This is a genomic window from Methyloceanibacter caenitepidi (genome assembly GCF_000828475.1).
Taxonomy (GTDB): Bacteria; Pseudomonadota; Alphaproteobacteria; order Rhizobiales; family Methyloligellaceae; genus Methyloceanibacter; species Methyloceanibacter caenitepidi.
Window position 1 is genome coordinate 1,499,250 of record NZ_AP014648.1, and the last position, 17,666, is coordinate 1,516,915.

General features: G+C 63.7%; 12 protein-coding genes. 8 read left to right on the top strand and 4 right to left on the bottom strand.

The annotated features are described in order from the left end of the window. Nucleotides 1-14: 14 nt before the first annotated feature. Nucleotides 15-1,337, bottom strand: a complete 1,323-nt coding sequence (locus GL4_RS06875; RefSeq protein ID WP_045365982.1) for a PQQ-dependent sugar dehydrogenase — start codon at nucleotides 1,335-1,337, stop codon at nucleotides 15-17. Nucleotides 1,338-1,587: 250 nt separating this feature from the next. Between GL4_RS06875 and GL4_RS06880 the strand changes: the two genes are divergently transcribed. The 8 genes from GL4_RS06880 (at nucleotide 1,588) to bcsS (ending at nucleotide 12,379) form a co-directional block, all read left to right on the top strand. Next, complete coding sequence (locus GL4_RS06880; protein ID WP_082025540.1) at nucleotides 1,588-2,889, top strand: efflux RND transporter periplasmic adaptor subunit; 1,302 nt, start codon at nucleotides 1,588-1,590, stop codon at nucleotides 2,887-2,889. Next, nucleotides 2,886-6,047, top strand: coding sequence for an efflux RND transporter permease subunit (locus GL4_RS06885; RefSeq protein WP_045365985.1), 3,162 nt, complete (start codon nucleotides 2,886-2,888; stop codon nucleotides 6,045-6,047). The genes GL4_RS06880 and GL4_RS06885 overlap by 4 nt, the downstream gene beginning before the upstream one ends. A 216-nt stretch (nucleotides 6,048-6,263) precedes the next feature. Beyond that, nucleotides 6,264-7,721 (top strand): circularly permuted type 2 ATP-grasp protein, encoded by a 1,458-nt coding sequence (locus GL4_RS06890; protein ID WP_045365988.1) that lies wholly within the window; start codon nucleotides 6,264-6,266, stop codon nucleotides 7,719-7,721. Beyond that, nucleotides 7,715-8,674, top strand: coding sequence for an alpha-E domain-containing protein (locus GL4_RS06895; protein ID WP_045365991.1), 960 nt, complete (start codon nucleotides 7,715-7,717; stop codon nucleotides 8,672-8,674). The genes GL4_RS06890 and GL4_RS06895 overlap by 7 nt, the downstream gene beginning before the upstream one ends. Before the next feature lie 3 nt (nucleotides 8,675-8,677). Beyond that, nucleotides 8,678-9,487 (top strand): transglutaminase family protein, encoded by an 810-nt coding sequence (locus tag GL4_RS06900; RefSeq protein ID WP_045365994.1) that lies wholly within the window; start codon nucleotides 8,678-8,680, stop codon nucleotides 9,485-9,487. A gap of 11 nt (nucleotides 9,488-9,498) precedes the next feature. Next, the gene (locus GL4_RS06905; protein WP_244462697.1) at nucleotides 9,499-10,245 is read left to right on the top strand and encodes a proteasome-type protease; all 747 of its coding nucleotides are present in this window, start codon (nucleotides 9,499-9,501) and stop codon (nucleotides 10,243-10,245) included. After that, nucleotides 10,242-11,426 (top strand): calcium:cation antiporter, encoded by a 1,185-nt coding sequence (locus tag GL4_RS06910; RefSeq protein ID WP_244462698.1) that lies wholly within the window; start codon nucleotides 10,242-10,244, stop codon nucleotides 11,424-11,426. Before GL4_RS06905 ends, GL4_RS06910 begins: the two co-directional genes overlap by 4 nt. 164 nt (nucleotides 11,427-11,590) lie before the next feature. Next, a complete protein-coding gene (bcsS, locus tag GL4_RS06915; protein ID WP_172653314.1) occupies nucleotides 11,591-12,379 on the top strand; it encodes a cellulose biosynthesis protein BcsS in 789 nt (262 codons plus the stop codon). Nucleotides 12,380-12,732: 353 nt separating this feature from the next. Here bcsS and GL4_RS06920 read toward each other — a convergent pair whose 3' ends face one another. From GL4_RS06920 to GL4_RS06930, 3 genes are all read right to left on the bottom strand, one after another. Beyond that, nucleotides 12,733-13,935 (bottom strand): extracellular solute-binding protein, encoded by a 1,203-nt coding sequence (locus tag GL4_RS06920; protein ID WP_208430906.1) that lies wholly within the window; start codon nucleotides 13,933-13,935, stop codon nucleotides 12,733-12,735. A 57-nt stretch (nucleotides 13,936-13,992) separates the two neighbouring features. Continuing rightward, nucleotides 13,993-15,768, bottom strand: a complete 1,776-nt coding sequence (locus tag GL4_RS06925; protein WP_045366002.1) for an AsmA family protein — start codon at nucleotides 15,766-15,768, stop codon at nucleotides 13,993-13,995. Nucleotides 15,769-15,907: 139 nt separating this feature from the next. Next, nucleotides 15,908-17,605, bottom strand: coding sequence for an ABC transporter permease (locus tag GL4_RS06930; RefSeq protein ID WP_045366005.1), 1,698 nt, complete (start codon nucleotides 17,603-17,605; stop codon nucleotides 15,908-15,910). Between the last annotated feature and the right edge of the window lie 61 nt (nucleotides 17,606-17,666).

The window sequence follows — 17,666 nt, forward strand, 5'->3', positions numbered from 1 at the left end:
CGTCAGTCTCGACGTCATTGCGTGGCCGGCGCAACGCGCCAAACGGTATTGCCCACATCATCGGCCACCAGCAGGGCGCCGGTCCGGTCTTCCGCGACGCCAACGGGACGCCCATAGGCCTTGCCGTCCGTCCCGAGAAATCCCGTCAGGATGTCTTCGGGCTCGCCCGACGGCGTGCCGGCCTCGAACGGCACGAAGATCACCTTGTAGCCGCTCGGCGGCCGGCGGTTCCAGGACCCGTGCTGGCCGATGAAGGCGCCGCCCCGGTAGCGCTCGGGGAACAGGTCGCCTGTGTAGAAGGCAAGCCCGAGCGAGGCGGTGTGCGGTCCGAGCGCGTAATCGGGCACGATGGCCGTCTTGACGAGATCGGGGCGCTGCGGCTGCACCCGCGCATCGATGTGGTCGCCGAAATAGCTGTAGGGCCAGCCGTAGAAGCCATTCTCCTGGACCGAGGTCATGTAATCCGGGACGAGATCGCTGCCGAGTTCGTCGCGCTCGTTGACTGACGTCCATAGCTTTCCGCTGTCCGGATGGAACGCGAGGCCCACCGGATTGCGAAGGCCCGACGCGAACAGCCGCGACGATCCGCTTTCGAGGTCGATCTCGTGGATCGCCGCGCGTCCTTCCTCGCTGTCGAAGCCGCGCTCGCCGACATTGCTGTTGGACCCCACCGAGGCATAGAGCTTCGTGCCGTCGGGGTGCGCGACAATGTTCTTGACCCAGTGAATGTTGACCGGGCCGGCGGGGAGGTCCGCGATCGCTTCGCCCTTGGCCGTAATCTCGGTGTCGCCGCTGCGGTAGGGAAACCGGACGATGCCGTCCGTGTTCGCGACATAGAAGCTGTCGCCGACGAGCGCCATGCCATAAGGCGAATTGAGCCCTGAAAGAAACGTCGTGCGCGTCTCGGCCACGCCGTCCCCGTCGCCGTCGCGTAAGAGCGTGATCCGGTTGGGGCTCTCCACACCGGCGCCCGCCCACCACATGCCGAGCTTCATCAGGTGCCCCATGATGCCGTCGGTCATGCCAGGTTGCGGCGGCGCGGCGCTCTCGGCGGCCAGCACATCGCCATTGGGAAGGACATAGAGCATCCGCGGATGATCCAAATTTGCCGCGAAGGCGTTCACCGCCAGGCCGTCCGCGGCTTCCGGGGATTTCCCGTCGGGCCAGCCCGTCGCTTCGGCGATCACCACGGTGGGCAAGGCGGTTTCCACGGGCGGCGGCAATTCGGGGTTCGGGCCCATTCCTGCCGAGACAGGCAACGTGGCCTCCTCGCCGCAGCCCGTCAGGAGAAGGCAAGCCAACGCGGCGAAGAAACCGGCGATCAGACGTCTATGCATGGGGCTTCAGATCCTCGCGGCCGCCAACTTTGGCCAATTCTGGGCAGGGACGGGACGTCGGCGGTCAAATTGGTGTGAAACGGCCGTTAAGTGCCTCGGCCGTTTGAGTTTTTGCGTGTTCAACTGCGACATTGCGGCCTTTCAGCCTATGGGACCGTGCAGGCGAGTGAGATAATGTGATAAGCCCCACCGCGAAGTCGTGAATCGCAGTTTTGCGGGCGACCGCAGTCATCCTCCTCGGATCAACAGAATGCAGCAGAGAAACGAAAGCGCCAAGCGCGAGGCACAGAACTCGAAGGGCGGCAAGCCCTCCGCGTCCGATACGCCTGCATCCACGCCGCCGTCGGCGTCGGGCCGTGGCGGCAGGCTCCTCTTCATCACGCTGGCTGTGCTGGCCGTGGCCGGGCTCATGTACTGGTACATGTCGGCCCCTCAAGAAGCGCAACAGGCCGGCGCCCCCGGCGGCGCGCCGCCCGCGCCCCCGGTGACCGTCTCCACGCCTCTGGTCGAGACGCTGCGGGAGTGGAGTGACTTCACGGGTCAATTCAATGCCCAGGAATCCGTCGAGATCCGCGCCCGGGTCAGCGGCTACCTGGAATCAGTCAATTTCAAAGACGGCCAGTTGGTGAAGAAGGGCGACCTTCTCTTCGTTATCGAGCCGCGTCCGTTCGAGATCGCGCTCGACTCGGCCAAGGCCGATCTCGCCCAAGCAGAAGCCCAGCTCGAACTTGCCAAAGTGCAGCTCGAACGCACGTCCGAGCTACACAAGAAGAACTACGCATCGGGGCAGACCTTCGACGAGCGCGCCGCGGAAGTGAAGAACGCGACCGCGGCCCGCGATCGCGCCCGCGCGGAAGTCGATCAGGCGCAGTTGAATCTGGACTACACACGCGTTCTGGCGCCCGTCTCCGGCCGCGTGAGTCGCCACGAAGTAAGTGTCGGCAACCTGGTGGTCGGCGGGACCGGCGATACGACGCTGCTCACGACCATCGTTTCGCTCGATCCGATCTGGCTGACGTTCAACATCAGCGAAGGCGACGGCATGACCTACAAGCGCCTTATCCAGAAAGGCGAGGTCGAATCCGCCCGCACCAACAGCGTCGCGGTCGAAGGTCAGCTCATGGACGAGACGGACTGGCCCCTGAAGGGCACGATCGACTTCGTCGACAACCAGTACGACCGCTCCTCCGGCACGATCCGCGTCCGCGCGTCGTTCCCCAACAAGGACCTATTCATCACGCCCGGGCAGTTCGGCCGCGTGCGCGTGCCCATGTCCCAGGAAAAGCCGACGATGCTCGTGCCCGACGCCGCCGTGGTTACGGATCAGTCGACAAAGCTGCTGTTCACCGTGGCCGAAGACGGAACGGTCGTGCCGAAACCCGTGGAGCTCGGTTCTGTGACGGATGACAACTTGCGTGTCGTCCGGAGCGGCATCACGCGCGACGACAAAGTTATCATCAACGGCTTGTTGCGGGCGCGGCCCGGTCAGAAGGTCACGCCGCAACCGGGCGAGATCAAGCCGCAAGGTCAACAGGCCACCGCTCAACAATGAAGCTCTCGCACTTCTTCATCGACCGGCCGATCTTCGCCGCCGTCATCTCGATCCTCATCACGCTGATCGGCGGCGTCGCCTATTTCAGCCTGCCTGTCGCGCAGTATCCCGAGATCGCGCCTCCTTCGATCCAGGTGACGGCGCAGTATCCGGGCGCGTCCGCCGAGATCGTCGCCAACACCGTCGCCACGCCCATCGAGCAGGAAGTGAACGGCGTGGACGACATGATCTACATGACGTCCCAATCCACCGGCGACGGTTCGATGGCGCTGACCGTGACCTTCAAGCTCGGCACGGATCTCGACACGGCGCAGGTGCTCGTCCAGAACCGGGTTGCGATCGCCACGCCGCGATTGCCCGAAGAGGTGAGGGCGCTCGGCGTGCAGGTCGTGAAGCAATCGCCGGACCTCATGATGGTGATCCATCTGAGTTCGCCCGACGACAGCCGCGATCTCCTCTACGTCTCGAACTACGCGACCCTGCACGTGAAGGACGTGTTGTCGCGTATCGACGGCGTGGGCAACGTCACGATCTTCGGCGCCCGCGACTACTCCATGCGGGTCTGGCTCGACCCCGATAAATTGGCCGCGCGCAATCTCACTGCCGGCGATGTGCTGGCGGCGTTGCGCGGACAGAACGTGCAGGTCGCGGCCGGCGTCATCAATCAGCCCCCGGTGCCCCAGCCGGGCGCCTTTCAGCTCAATGTCGAGACGCAAGGGCGACTGACCACGCCCGAGGACTTCGGCAACATCATCGTGAAAGCCGAGGATCAGGGGCGTGTGGTGCGCGTGCGCGACGTGGCGCGCGTCGAGCTCGGGGCGGCAGACTACAACCGCAACGGCTATCTCGATGGCCGCATCGCGATCCCGATGGGTATTTTCCAGCGTCCCGGCTCGAACGCACTCGCGACCGCCGCGGAGGTGGAAGCGGCCATGGAGGAAATGTCCAAGTCCTTCCCGAGCGGTTTGCGCTACGACATCGTCTACAACCCGACGGTCTTCATCTCCGACTCGATTGAGGCCGTGCTGCATACGATGTTCGAGGCCGTCATCCTCGTGGTGCTCGTCATCGTCATCTTTCTCCAGACGTGGCGCGCCTCGCTCATTCCGATTGTCGCCATCCCGATCTCGCTGATCGGAACGTTCACGGTCCTGTCGGCGATCGGTTATTCGCTGAACAACCTGTCGCTGTTCGGCCTCGTGCTTGCCATCGGTATCGTGGTCGACGACGCGATCGTGGTCGTAGAGAATGTCGAGCGGAACATTCGCGAAGGATTGAAGCCCCGCGAGGCCGCCTATCGCACCATGGACGAAGTGGGCACGGCGCTGATTGCCATGACCTTGGTCGTCTGCGCGGTGTTCATTCCGACCGTCTTCCTCAGCGGCATTCTCGGCCAGTTCTTCCGCCAGTTCGCTGTGACGATCGCGACCGCCACGCTGATCTCGCTTGTTGTGTCGCTGACACTCAGTCCAGCCCTTTGCGCGTTGCTCTTCAAGCCGCACGGCTCCAAGGAAAACAAGGGTCCGATCGGACGGGTGCTCGACCGATTTTTCGGCGTGTTCAACCGCGGCTTCGATTGGGTGGCGAACAAGTACGGCGCGCTCACGGGACGGCTCTTGCGCGTCTCGGGGATCATGCTGGCCGTGTATGCCGGGTTGATCGGATTGACCGTCTTCCAGTTCCGGTCCGCGCCGACAGGCTTCATCCCGAACCAGGATCTCGGCTACCTCATCAACATCATCCAGTTGCCGCCGGGCGCATCCTTGTCGCGCACCGACGAGGTCGCACTCAAGGTAACCAAGATCGCGCTTGAGACGCCGGGTGTCGCGCATGCGGTGCCGATTGTCGGCCTGGACGGCGCCACTTTTACCACCGCATCCAACTCGGCCGTGGTGTTCACGCCGCTGGAGCCTTTCGGCGAGCGGGCCAAGAAAGGGCTGAGCGCGGAGGCGATCTCCGGTGCGCTCAACCAAGGTTTCGCCAGCATCGAGGATGCGTTCATCCTGAGCATCTCGCCCCCGCCGGTGCGCGGTATCGGTACGACGGGCGGCTTCAAGATGGAGGTCCAGGACACGAAGGGCTCGGCTCTGTCTCAGCTCGCCGAGGTGGCGCAATCGCTGATGGGGGCAGCCAACCAGGACCCGGGCCTGTCGCGCGTGTTCACGACGTTCAACACGGGCACGCCCAGCGTCTATGGGGACATCGATCGCGTGCGTGCGGAGATGCTCGGCGTGAATTCGGATGACATCTTCGAGACCCTCGAAGTCTATCTCGGCTCCCAGTATGTGAATGACTTCAACTTCCTTGGCCGTACATACAGAGTGACGGCTCAAGCGGACGGGAAGTTCCGCCAGGATCTGCATGCGATCTCGCAGCTCAAGGCACGCAACGCGGCAGGCGAGATGGTGCCGCTGGGCTCGGTCGCCTCGTTCCGGGATATCACCGGGCCGTACCGGGTCGAACACTTCAACCTTTTCCCGGCAGCCGCCGTCCAGGGCGCAACGAAACCGGGCTATTCGAGCGGCTACGGTCTCGAGGCCATGGAACGGATCGCGGAGCAGGTCCTGCCCGAGGGCTATTCCTACCAATGGACGGAGCTCGCCTATCAGGAGAAACAGGCGGGCGACACCGCCATCTTCGTTTTCACGGCGGCCGTCGTGTTCGTGTTCCTTCTGCTGGCCGCGCAATACGAAAGCTGGGGGCTGCCGCTCGCGGTCATCCTGATCGTGCCCATGTGTCTGCTCGCCGCGGTCAGTGGACTGTTGCTGCGCGGCATGGCCGTCGACATCCTGGGCCAGATCGGTTTCGTCGTGCTGATTGCCTTGGCTGCGAAGAACGCCATTCTGATTGTCGAATTCGCGCGGCAGAACGAGGAGAACGGGCAGGACCGTATCCAGGCGGTGGTCGAGGCGGCGCGTGTGCGGTTGCGGCCGATCCTGATGACGGCCCTGGCCTTCATTCTGGGTGTGGTGCCGCTCGTCATCGCGACAGGGGCCGGGTCGGAAATGCGCCAGTCGCTGGGGACGGCCGTGTTCTCGGGCATGCTCGGCGTTACAGCGTTCGGCCTGATCTTCACGCCGATCTTCTATGCGGTGGTCCGGAAGATCATGCCGGACCGCAAGTCCCCCGAGGAAGAGAGCGTCAAGCCCGCGGAGTAGGGGTGTTTTACGCCCAACGGCCTTGGGTCCGGACGCGCATCGTGCGTATGGGACCGCTTTGCGGTGGGCAAGCTCAGCCCGCTGTTGCCCAATCCGGTAGCATCCGATTATGATGCCTAAAAAATACGACCACGGGACGGAAACGGACGCGAGGAACGGGAAAACCAAGGCGCATAACGGAGACGGCTGAGTTTGCCGCAAGACACAGAGACGCTGATGGCAGGGGAAGTCCCAACGGACTCTGCTGAGTATTACGCCAAATTTTTCAATGAGATGAAGGATTCCGAGGGCAATGTGCGGCCTGCTTATAAGCAGCTCGCCGAGTTCCTCGACGGCCTTTCGCTCGAATCCCTTGCAACCAAGCAGGAAGCCGCCGACGCGCTCTTCCGCAGGCTTGGCATTACCTTCGCTGTCTATACGGAAGGCGGCTCCACCGAGCGGCTGATCCCGTTCGATTTGATCCCGCGCATCCTGCACCACTCCGAGTGGGACTTGGTTGAGCGCGGCTGCCTTCAGCGGGTGAAGGCGATCAACATGTTTCTGCATGACATTTATCACGATCAGGAGATCCTGAAGGCCGACCTCATTCCGGCGGAGCTCGTGTTCAAGAACTCCGCCTACCGGCCCGAGATGATCGGGGTCGATCTTCCCAAGGACGTCTATGCGCACGTCGCCGGCGTCGATCTCGTCCGTACTGGCGAGCGCGACTTTTTCGTGCTCGAGGACAATGTCCGCACCCCGTCCGGCGTGTCCTATCTTCTCGAGAACCGGGAAATCATGATGCGGCTGTTCCCGGACGCCTTTAACGGCCAGGCCGTGTCGCCGGTCGGAAACTATCCCGAACGGCTGCTGGAGAATCTGCGCGCCGTCGCGCCGGGTGGGGCCGAAGATCCGGTCGTCGTGCTGCTGACGCCCGGCCGCTACAACAGCGCGTATTTCGAACACGTCTTTCTGGCCGAGCAGATGGGCATCGATCTTGTCGAAGGCGTCGATCTGTTCGTGCGAGACGGCTATGTCTGGATGCGCACGACCGAGGGTCCGGTCCGCGTCGATGTGATCTATCGCCGTCTCGACGACGACTTCATGGACCCGCTGGCCTTCTATCCCGGATCCTTGCTCGCGGTTCCGGGCCTGTTGTCGGTGGTGCGCGCAGGCCGCGTCGCCCTCGCCAACGCGCTGGGAACCGGCGTGGCCGACGACAAGGCCATGTACACTTACGTGCCCCGCATGATCGAGTTCTATCTCGGCGAGCACGCGATCCTGAACAACGTTCAGACCTATATGCTGCGCGATCCCAAGCAGTGCCAGTACGTGCTCGAGAATATAGAGAACCTCGTCGTGAAAGAGGTCCAGGGCTCCGGCGGCTACGGCATGCTGATTGGGCCGGCGTCGACCAAGGCGGAGCAGGAGGCCTACAAGGCGCGCGTCCTGCAGGACCCGGCCAATTTCATCGCTCAGCCGACACTGACGTTGTCCACGTCGCCGACCTTGTGCAACGGAAACATCGAGCCGCGTCACGTGGACTTGAGGCCGTTCGTGCTCTCGGGCAACGAGACGTCCGTCATCCCAGGCGGTCTGACCCGCGTGGCGCTTCGCGAGAAGTCCCTTGTCGTCAATTCGAGCCAAGGCGGCGGGACCAAGGACACTTGGGTTTTGGAGCGTGGAGCATGCTGAGCCGGACCGCCGAGGATCTGTTTTGGATGGCGCGTAACATGGAGCGCGCCGAAAACACCGCCCGCATGCTGGAGGTGAGTTTCCGGCTGACCTTGCTGCCGACGTCGCTCGGCCGGGAAGAACAGTTCGAGCCGATCCTGACCATCGCGCCGGGTGACGATAATTTTCACGAGCATTATGACGCGCTGACGCACGAGAACCTCGTCCGCTATGTCGCGCTGGATCCGGAAAACAACGGTTCGATCTACTCGCTCATTCGCAACGCGCGCGAAAACGCGCGTGCCCGCAGGGCCTCGATCTCGAGCGAGGCGTGGGAGACACTGAACGCGACCTGGCTGCAGATGCAGAGCTTCGACTACGACGAGGTCGAGCGCTGGGGCTTCCGGGATTTCTTCGACTGGGTCAAGGAGCGGTCCCATCTCTTTCGGGGCGTCGTCTTCGGCACCATGCTCCACGACGACGGGTTCCGGTTCTTGCGCCTCGGCACCTTCATCGAGCGTGCCGACAACACGGCCCGCATCCTCGATGTGAAGTACCACGTCTTGCTGCCCGTTACCGAAAAGGTCGGCGGCTATGTAGACTACTACCAGTGGGCGGCGCTGCTCAGGTCAGTGGGCGCGTACCGCGCGTACCGGCGCATCTATCACGACACGATCTATCCCTGGCGCGTCGCCGAGCTCCTGATCCTGCGGGAAGACATGCCACGCTCCCTGCATCACTGCTATGCCATCGTGCTGTCGACCCTGGACGAGCTGGCGAAGGAGAAGCCGCTCGAGTGCCGCCGCCTCGCGGGCCAGAGCCATGCGCAACTTTGCTACGGGCAAATCCAGGATGTGTTCCGTGAAGGCCTGCACGAGTACCTGACCCGATTCATCGAGGACAACCACGCCTTGGGATCGCAAATCCAAGAGGACTTCCTGATGACCCCGATGGTGATGGCGGAGGCCGTCTGACGCATGCTGATCCGCATCGAGCATTCCACGTCCTACGAGTACACGGAGCCGCTTCTGGCGACGACGCAGTACCTGCGCATGACGCCGCTGTCTGGCAGGACCCAGGCGGTGGAGAATTGGGCCCTGATTTGTCCGGGCGCGTCGACGACGCCCTGGCAAGACCAATACGGCAACGCGTGCCACACGCTCACGATGAGCAAGCCCGTGGATCGTCTCGATATCCGGGTCAGCGGCCTTGTGCGGACGCGCGATACCAGCGGCGTCGTCGGCGTGGCCTCTCCGGAGCTGCCTGTCATGCTGTATCTCCGCGAGACGTCGGCGACGGTGGCCACGGACCCGATCCGTGAGCTCGCAATTGCAGCCCAGGGCAAGGACGAGAGGGACCGGATCGAGGTGCTGCACGACATCATGTTGGCCATCGCCAAGGCGGTGGCCTACAAGCCCGGCGAGACCCACGTCCACACGACCGGCGCCGAGGCTTTGGAGCAGGGCAGCGGCGTGTGTCAGGATCTCGCGCATATCTTCTGCGCGGCCGCCCGCTCTCTGGATATTCCGGCCCGCTATGTCAGCGGGTACATGACCCAGGGCATCGGCCACGACGCCCATGCGGCAAGTCATGCCTGGGCAGAGGCATTCGTTGACTCTCTCGGCTGGGTAGGGTTCGATCCCACCAATCGCGCTTGCCCCGATGAGTCGTATGTCCGGACCGCAATCGGTCTCGACTATTCCGAAGCCGGTCCCATGCGCGGCGTTCGGGCAGGCGGCGGTGAAGAAGAAATGAGTGTCCGCGTCAGTTTTCCAAATCAGCAATAAAGCCGGGGACGGTGGGATCAGTGACGTATTGCGTCGGTATTCTGCTCGATGAAGGGGTGGTGCTCGCGTCGGATTCCCGCACCAACGCCGGCATCGATCGCGTTTCAACCTTCCGAAAGATGTTCACCTTCGAGCGTCCGGGCGAGCGGTTCTTTACCCTTCTCACGGCGGGCAATCTGTCGCTCACACAGGGCGTGATAAGCCTCATCGGCGAGTGGCTGGAGACCGACGACCCGGAGAAGGATCTCTACGCCGCGACCTCGATGTTCAACGCCGCGCGGATCATCGGCCGGGCCCTGCGCGAGGTGCACAAGGTCGATTCAGGCTATTTGCAGCAGCACGACATCGACTTCTCCGCCTCGTTCGTACTCGGCGGCCAGGTGCGGGGCGGCAAGCTGCGGCTGTTTCAGATCTATGACGCGGGCAACTTCATCGAGGCCATGGGCGACACGATCTATTTCCAGATCGGTGAGGTCAAATACGGCAAGCCTATCCTCGACCGTGTGCTGCGCCGGGAGACGAGTTTGAAGGACGCCGCCAAGTGCGCCTTGATCTCCTTCGATTCGACCATGCGCTCGAATGTTTCCGTGGGGCCGCCCATCGATCTGATGATCTACCGGCGCGACACGCTGAACCGCGCCTTCACCATCCGGCTTGAGGAGGACAACCCCTATCTGCAGGAGCTGCGCGAAGGGTGGGGGACCGCGCTGCTAAACGCCTTCCATACTGTCGGCCACGACCCAGGCTGGGTCCTGTGAGCTCGGCGGCCGCACCCCGAACACTTCTCGGCATCCTGCGCGCCGAGCTCGGTCTCATCGCCGGTATCGTCACCACGGTGCTGTTTTTCACCGTCGGCAAGGGATGGCTCGGCTACCTGGACAGTTTGCCGTGGCTTGCCCTCATGTTCGTATGGCTGTTCGGGGTCATGATTTGGTGCGCGTTCGGCGTCGTGCGCCATGCGGACGCTCTGGCCGAACTCTTGGGCGAGCCGTACGGCACGCTGATCCTGACCCTTTCGGTCATCAGTATCGAAGTCGCAATTCTCGCGACCGTCATGCTGGGCAAGACTCCCAACCCCACGCTGCCCCGCGAAACCATGTTCGCCATTCTCATGATCGTTCTCAACGGGATGGTCGGGACCGTGCTCGCGGTCGGCGGGTTGCGCTACGTTCAGCAGCAATACAATCTGCAAGGCGCACTGGCTTATCTCGCGGTTATCACGCCGCTCGCCTTCTTGGCGCTGGTGATCCCGACGTTCACGCAATCGACATCGGGGCCGACGCTGCAATGGCAGCAGGCAATCGTCATCGGCGCGATGACCGCGCTTCTCTACGCGGCGTTTCTCAGAATCCAAACGACGCGGCATCGGAAATTCTTCGTGCAGCCGAAACTCACCAGCGCGGGCAAGAAGGTCGGGAAAACTCCTGCCGTAACGCCAGCGGGTACCGACGCGGACATAGCCGACTCCGCCGATCACGGCCTGATCTATTCCGGCCCGGCCCATGCCGTGCTGTTGCTCGCGACGCTGCTGCCGGTTGTTCTGCTGTCGAAGCCCCTGGCGGCGCTGCTCGACCACGGCATCGCACAGATCGGCTTGCCGAATGCCCTGGGCGGCGTCGTGATCGCCATGCTGATCCTCTCGCCCGAATGGACGGCTGCGCTCCAAGCGGCCATGCGCGATCAGCTGCAGCGTGCCGTGAATCTCAGCCTTGGCAGCGCGCTCTCGACGATCGGACTGACCGTTCCCGTCATGCTCGCTATCAGTGTGTTCACCGGAACCCCCCTCAAGCTCGGCCTCAACTCTGTCGACATCGTTCTGCTGTCGGTGACGCTGTTCGTCTGTCACATCACCTTTTCGGGGGCGCCTACCAACATTCTGCTGGGCTTCGTGCATCTGGTGTTGTTCGGCACGTACTTGCTCCTGATCTTCAAGCCATAGGGCCGGCCCTCGCCCTCGACTTTTTTTCGAACTTTGTGGAGAACAAAGCACGCATCCGCTTACCCATGGTTGTGGCCTGAGCGCTTCCGCGCAGCATGGTTGCCGGGCTTTATGCAACGCACCGTCTACGATGGCTGATCGACAACCACAGGTGGAGCGGGTGGGTGACGGCGGACGGGCTACGCGACGCGGCGGATGGGGCCACCTGCCGCGCCTGGGTCGGCGGTTTGGGGTTACTGCTCGCTGTCGCCACAGGCGCCGTGTTTGCCGCTGGGGCCGCCAGGGCAGGCGAGGCGGCAGCGCTCCGGCACGAAGTCTTCGGCGGCGTCGAAACCGCAAATAACTACACAAGCATCTATGCCGGGGGCGGGTATGCGTTCGGCGCTGGTTTCGGTGCGCCGGGCTGGCGGCTTCGGACCGTCGCGGCCTGGAGCCCCTACGACTATGACGGTGCGCTGTTTGACGGCGCCGCCTATCGCCGTACCGCGTTCAAGGGCGAGGCCGCGTTCCTCACCGTGCAGGCCGGGTACGAATTTCACCAGGGCCGGACCGTCGCGCGTGCCTTCGCGGGCATCGAAGCGGCCGACCAAACCATCACGCCTTTCGATCCAGGCAATTCGGTTCAAGGAACCGAACTCGGTCTCAGGCTCACGGTCGAGACTTGGACGGACATCTCCGATCGCTGGTTCCTGTCTGCGGATGGCGCTTATGGCACCGCTTTCCAAGAGTACTGGCAACTCACCCGCATCGGCTGCCGCGTCGGGCCGATCTTTGCGGTCGGTCTCGAGGGCGGTGTGCTCGGTAATCAGGAATATGACGCAGGACGCGGCGGCGCTTTCGTTCGCGGTGCGTTCAAGGCTTTCGAAGCCACCGTATCGGGCGGATTCACGGGCGACTATCTCCTAAGCGACCCGAGCGGCTATCTCGCGCTTGGCCTCTATCGGAAGTTCTAGAGAAGATCGTTGCCGTGCGGCCGAACCGTCGCCGAAAGAAAGCTCAGCCTTGTCGCAGCTGGCTGGCGCCTGGCCTCGGCTGCCGGTCAAAGTGCACTGCCGGCCCCGCCCCGGCAGTGCTTTGAAACGCGAACCGCCCCGGCGGGCGGCCCTTAGGATGGTGCGTTCTGTGTAGAGAGTGTCCAGGAAGGGACTCGCCTCGAAGATGTTTGCGCTTCGAAAACGAAGACCCGAAGACTCGCTCCATCGGAAAGGATGACACGAAGTTTGCAGACAGCGCAATTGGACGATGCGCTTATACCCGCACTTTCTTGCGTGCTGTGGATGCGCGCAGACGTCCGAGCGCGCGCCTCTCAAGGAGCGTTTGTTTCAGGCGTCGCAGACTCATCCGACGCATTGCGCTTAGGTTGCTCGGGGCTTGCGGTTTTCGGTGCGCGCAAACTCGCAGCCCATGCGGCGAAGCGCTTGTTGAGAGCATCGCCGTTCTCCTCCCACCAAGCCTCATCGAATCGCAGGGCCTTCCGAGAGTTGTCGGGCGCCGTCGGGAGAAATCGCTGCATATCAACGCCGATTGCCGGATGCTTGCCGACCAGCGCGAGGGCCGATGTCCGCATGGGACCGTAGGAGGTGAGCCTGGCTTGGGCAGCCAGTTGAGCCGGCTCGATTGCGAAACGGATGAAGCGCATCGCTTCGTCCTTGTTCGGCGCACTCGCCGGAATGGCCCAGGCATCCAGGTCGTAGATTTGTCCGTCCCACAGGATCTCGAGATTGCGGTCGACAACCGCGGCGCGGAAGATACGGCCGCTATAGCCGGCAGCCATCGCGGCCCGGCCTGCCACGACCCACGCCATCGGCTCCTCGGGCTTGGTCCACAGAAGGATGCTGCCTTTGATCTTATCGAGAGCGGCGAAGGCCCTGTCCGCGCCTTCGGGTGTCGCGAGCTCCTGGTAGAGGCTGCCCGGCGCAACCCCGTCCGCCAGCAGGACCAGTTCGAGCGTGCGCTGCGCGTTATTGGGGAGGGCGCGTTTGCCGGGGAACCGGGTCGTATCCAGCAGCGCGCCGATGGTATCCGGCATGGTGCCCTGGAACGCTTTACGGTTGGCGACGATCGCCATGGCCCAGGCTAAGGAGGCCACGCCGCATTTCGATATGGCGCCTGGCAGGAAATCGTCCGATGCATCGCCATCCGTCTTGAGCGATTCCGGATCGATCGGTTCCAACAGGCCTTCGTTGCAGAGCGTTTCGAGTGTCCCGGCCGACACATCCACGACGTCGACCGGTGTCTTGCTGTTCTCAATCAGTGATCTGACGTTCTCAATGTCGCCGCCATAGATCTCCGTGGCGATCGCGGTTCCGGTCTTCTTCGCATACGGTTCCAGCAGCGCAATCTGCTGGGCGCGGCCATACGCGCCGCCCCAGGTGGCGATGTTCAAGGTCTGTTGCGCCCATGCCCCGGTCGGCCCGCTGCAGGCCAAGACGAACGCGAGCGCTGCGGCAACGCGGCGGCGTGGGGGCAGGCCGTTGGAAACGCGGGGCGGGGCGGAGTGGTGCAACACAAGCAATGACCGTCGGTTGTCGTCGTGTTCGTTATAGTCAGCCGTTCAAGGCGTGCGCTACTGTTTCTCCGTGTCCTGTTCCGGTACAGCGGCACCCGGAGCCACCGCCGGCGCGCGCGCCATCTCCGGTGCCGTGAGAGAACCGTTGATCGTGATGCCTGGCTTGGTCCCGGAAACGGGTTCGTCGGCATCAGGAGGTACCTCAGAATCCGCCATTCGCAGATCCCAATCAAGGGTCTGGCGCGCGATGTCCAGGCCGCCCGCGCCCGAGACGGGCTTGCCGCCGGTGGTCATGCGGAAGCTCTGACACCACAAATGTCCGGCCGAGAGGCTGCAGTCCGCTTTCAGCTCCGAAAACGGGGTGGCCGCGCCCTGGCTCCAGCCCGTTGCTTCGGCGTCCGGCTTGGACAGGAGCGTCGACAGATCGATGGGCAGCGTTCCGTCTTCGGCCGTCACCATGACGTCGCCTGCAAGGCCGCGAATGAGTTCGTCTTGGGTGGTGCCCCCTGTCGACACATCGGCGTTCACCGTGCCCGATCCCGTCATCGGCACGCTCAGTCCAAGCGACTGCCGGCAGGAGTCGATCGCGACACCTGCGAGGCTGCCTGCCAATGCCGCTTCCACGCGGGGCGACGAGAGGTCGAGATCGAACCGACCCTCGGCCTGACCGCCGCAAATCTCCAACGCGCCGATCTCGCTGGAAACGACGCCCTTTTTTGCGTTGATCGTAAGTCCGCCGCCGCCGAGCTGGAGACCGCCCGCCGATAGAGCCGCCGCCGAGACGCGGAGGTCTGCATCGAGATGCTTGAGCAGCACCCAGTCGAAGAGAGGCGCGTCCGCCTGCGCGGGCGCGGCGCCCAAAAGGTACGGGTCGAGCGACAAGGCTTCGAAGGCGAGCGTGCCGTCGATGCGCGGACGCGCTCCTGCGGTGAGCGCCAGAAGACCCACGGCCTCGTTGCCGTCGAATTCGAACGTGCCGTCGTCGAACGTCAGGGTCGATCCGAGCCAATGCACGCGTCCGGTGGCGCTCGCATCCTTCAGGCTTTCGCCCTCGGGCAAGGCGACCCCGACCCAGGCCAGGAAGTGGCGGATGTCGGGCAGCTTGGCCTCCAAACGACCTTCGCCGCCGAGTTCCTCGCCCAAGTGCATCGTTCCGGTGAAGCGGGCCGTGAGAGGAGCGGACGTGACTTTCAGCGTGAGCGGCGAGCTTTGCCCGGTTTCGGTCGCCCTCGTCCTGCCCCGGTCCATCGAGAAGGTGACCTGCTCGCCGTTGAAGACGAACGAGCCCATGGCCTCCAACGCGCCAAGTTTGCCGCGCGTGTTCAGGCGCAGATCGAGCTTGCGCAGGAGCGGCTGGCCTGCGGTGGGCTCCACGACACCCCGATGGATGCGCACGCTTTCGATGGGCGCCCCCGCCAAAAAGGCCGTGAGCTTCCCGAGCACCGCCTTGGCAGTCCGTGCCTCTTCTCCGGGCTTAAGCGTGAGTGTCGGCCCATCCAGACGCATCGCGCTGAACGAGACATTCCCGACAAGCAGATCCGGCAGCGACAAGGTGAGGCGGAACTTGGGAGCGGTGATGGATTGGACGCTTGGCAGTTTTTCGGCGTCCGATAGTGAGAAGCCACCCTCGATCGAGGGCGGCAGGTAACGCACCCGAAGCGGTTCCGCGAGCGTCACGCTTCCGCCGGTCCAGTCCGAGAGGGATGCCTCGACACGGCCCCGGAGGTCTGCCGGCGGACCTGCCGGCCGCAAGAGCAGAACCACGACGCCGACGGCGATGACCGCGAGAAGTCCGGCAAGAAGCCATTTCCAAATAGATTGGCGCGGCCCCATCCCGACCCTTCCACGTAACGCGCTGCATGGGTTCGTCCCGCGCGGATCGGCTGTCCGTGAACGACCGGCGGACAGTGCACCCCCACAGGTGCCGAAAACCGAGACGTGGCAAACCCAAGAGCCTCATTCTCTTGGGTTATCAGGAAATTGGCAACGCCAATTCCTCCTTCGTTTCGATCGCTTGGACGCGCGAGCCCGTCATGCCGGGCCGGCTCTTGGCAATGATTCCATGGAGAAAAAGTACCGGCACCAGGCTGACCAGGACGATGGTCAGAGCCGATAGACCGGCCTCTTCGAAGCGGTAGAGCGAGGCCAGGGTGAACACCTGAGTAGCCAGCGTGTCGAAGTTGAAGGGGCGCAGCAGCAACGTGGCCGGGAGCTCCTTCATGGAGTCAACGAAAACGAGCAGCGCGGCCGCACCCAGCGTGGGGCGGAGGAGGGGAAGATGGACGCGCCAAAGCATCTGGGTCACCGACGCGCCCAAGGTCCGGCCGGCCGCGTCGATATTGCGCGTGATCTTGCTGAGACCCGCCTCCACGGAACCGAGCGAGGCCGCCAGAAAGCGGATGGTGTACGCGGCGACGATGGCGAAGGCCGAACCCGAAAGGATCAGCCCCGTGGACACGCCGAACAGCGAGCGGGCGGCTTCGTCGATCGTGTTGTCGAGACCGGCGAGCGGGATCAGGATGCCGATGGCAAGAACGGTGCCCGGCACGGCGTAGCTTACTGCGGGCACGAAGCTCGCAATGTGCACGAGCTTGGAACGGGTCTGACGCCGCCCATAGGCGAGGATGACGGCGAAGATTACGCCGAGCACGGCCGCCGCGAGCGAAAGCCCAAGGCTGTGCATGGCGGCGCGCCAAAAGTCCTCGGTCAATCCGGACGCAAGATGCACGATGGCATCGGCCGCCAGCACGTAGGTGGGCAGAATGAAGCCGATCAGGATGGGGAGGGCGCAGGCCAGCGTCGCCAGGGCCGCTTTCCATCCTGAGAGCCGCGACTCAGGCAGGTCCCGGTATTTCCCGGTCGTATGATGGAACCGCCTGCCGGACCGCAACGCGCGCTCAAGACCGAGAACCGCCAATACGAAAAGCAGCATCACGCAGGAAATCTGGGCGGCGCCCGCGAGACTGCCGCGATCGAGCCACGTGTCGTAGACGGTGACCGTGAGCGTCCGCACGCCGAAGAACTCGACCGCGCCGATGTCGTTCAGCGTTTCCATGAGCGCCAGCGCCGTTCCCGCGGCAAGGGCGGGGCGTGCGAGTGGCAAGGCGATTTGCCAGAACGTCTCGGCGGCGCTGCGGCCCAGCGTGCGGCTGGCCTCGATCACGCAAACCGATTGGGCGACGAAGCTGGCGCGCGCGGTGATGTAGACGTAAGGGTAGAGCACAGCCCCCATCACGAAGATTGCGCCGGTCAGGGTCCGTATATCGGGGAACCAGTAGTCCCGGGCGTTCTGCCAGCCGAACAGGTTCCGCAGCAAAGTCTGCACCTCTCCGGAGTAGTCGAAGAGCTCGATGTAGCAAAAGGCGATGATGTAGGTGGGCATCGCCAGGGGCAGCAGCAAAAGCCACTGGAACAGCCCCCGGCCGGGAAAGCGGTACATCGTCACGAGCCACGCTGTCCCTGTCCCCGTTACCAGCGCGATGGCTGCGACGCCGGCCATGAGGATCAGCGTCCGCCGCACGGCGCCCGGCAGGACGTTCTCGATGAGATGGGGCCAGGTGTCGCCGCTTGAATTTAACGCCATGATGGCGATTGCGAAGAGCGGCGCCGCCGCGAGCAAGGACAGGATCAAGGCGCCTGCGGACCAGGAGAAATTGCCCTTCTCCAACATCCTTGAGAGCCGGCGCCTCAAGGACGCCGGCCGAGTTTGTGCAGCGTGCCCCGACGGCAGA

Bases quoted from the DNA above. Each gene is read 5' to 3' on its own strand.
- GL4_RS06875 (WP_045365982.1), bottom strand. From the start codon at position 1,337: ATGCATAGACGTCTGATCGCCGGTTTCTTCGCCGCGTTGGCTTGCCTT.
- GL4_RS06880 (WP_082025540.1), top strand. From the start codon at position 1,588: ATGCAGCAGAGAAACGAAAGCGCCAAGCGCGAGGCACAGAACTCGAAG.
- GL4_RS06885 (WP_045365985.1), top strand. From the start codon at position 2,886: ATGAAGCTCTCGCACTTCTTCATCGACCGGCCGATCTTCGCCGCCGTC.
- GL4_RS06890 (WP_045365988.1), top strand. From the start codon at position 6,264: ATGGCAGGGGAAGTCCCAACGGACTCTGCTGAGTATTACGCCAAATTT.
- GL4_RS06895 (WP_045365991.1), top strand. From the start codon at position 7,715: ATGCTGAGCCGGACCGCCGAGGATCTGTTTTGGATGGCGCGTAACATG.
- GL4_RS06900 (WP_045365994.1), top strand. From the start codon at position 8,678: ATGCTGATCCGCATCGAGCATTCCACGTCCTACGAGTACACGGAGCCG.
- GL4_RS06925 (WP_045366002.1), bottom strand. From the start codon at position 15,768: ATGGGGCCGCGCCAATCTATTTGGAAATGGCTTCTTGCCGGACTTCTC.
- GL4_RS06930 (WP_045366005.1), bottom strand. From the start codon at position 17,605: ATGTTGGAGAAGGGCAATTTCTCCTGGTCCGCAGGCGCCTTGATCCTG.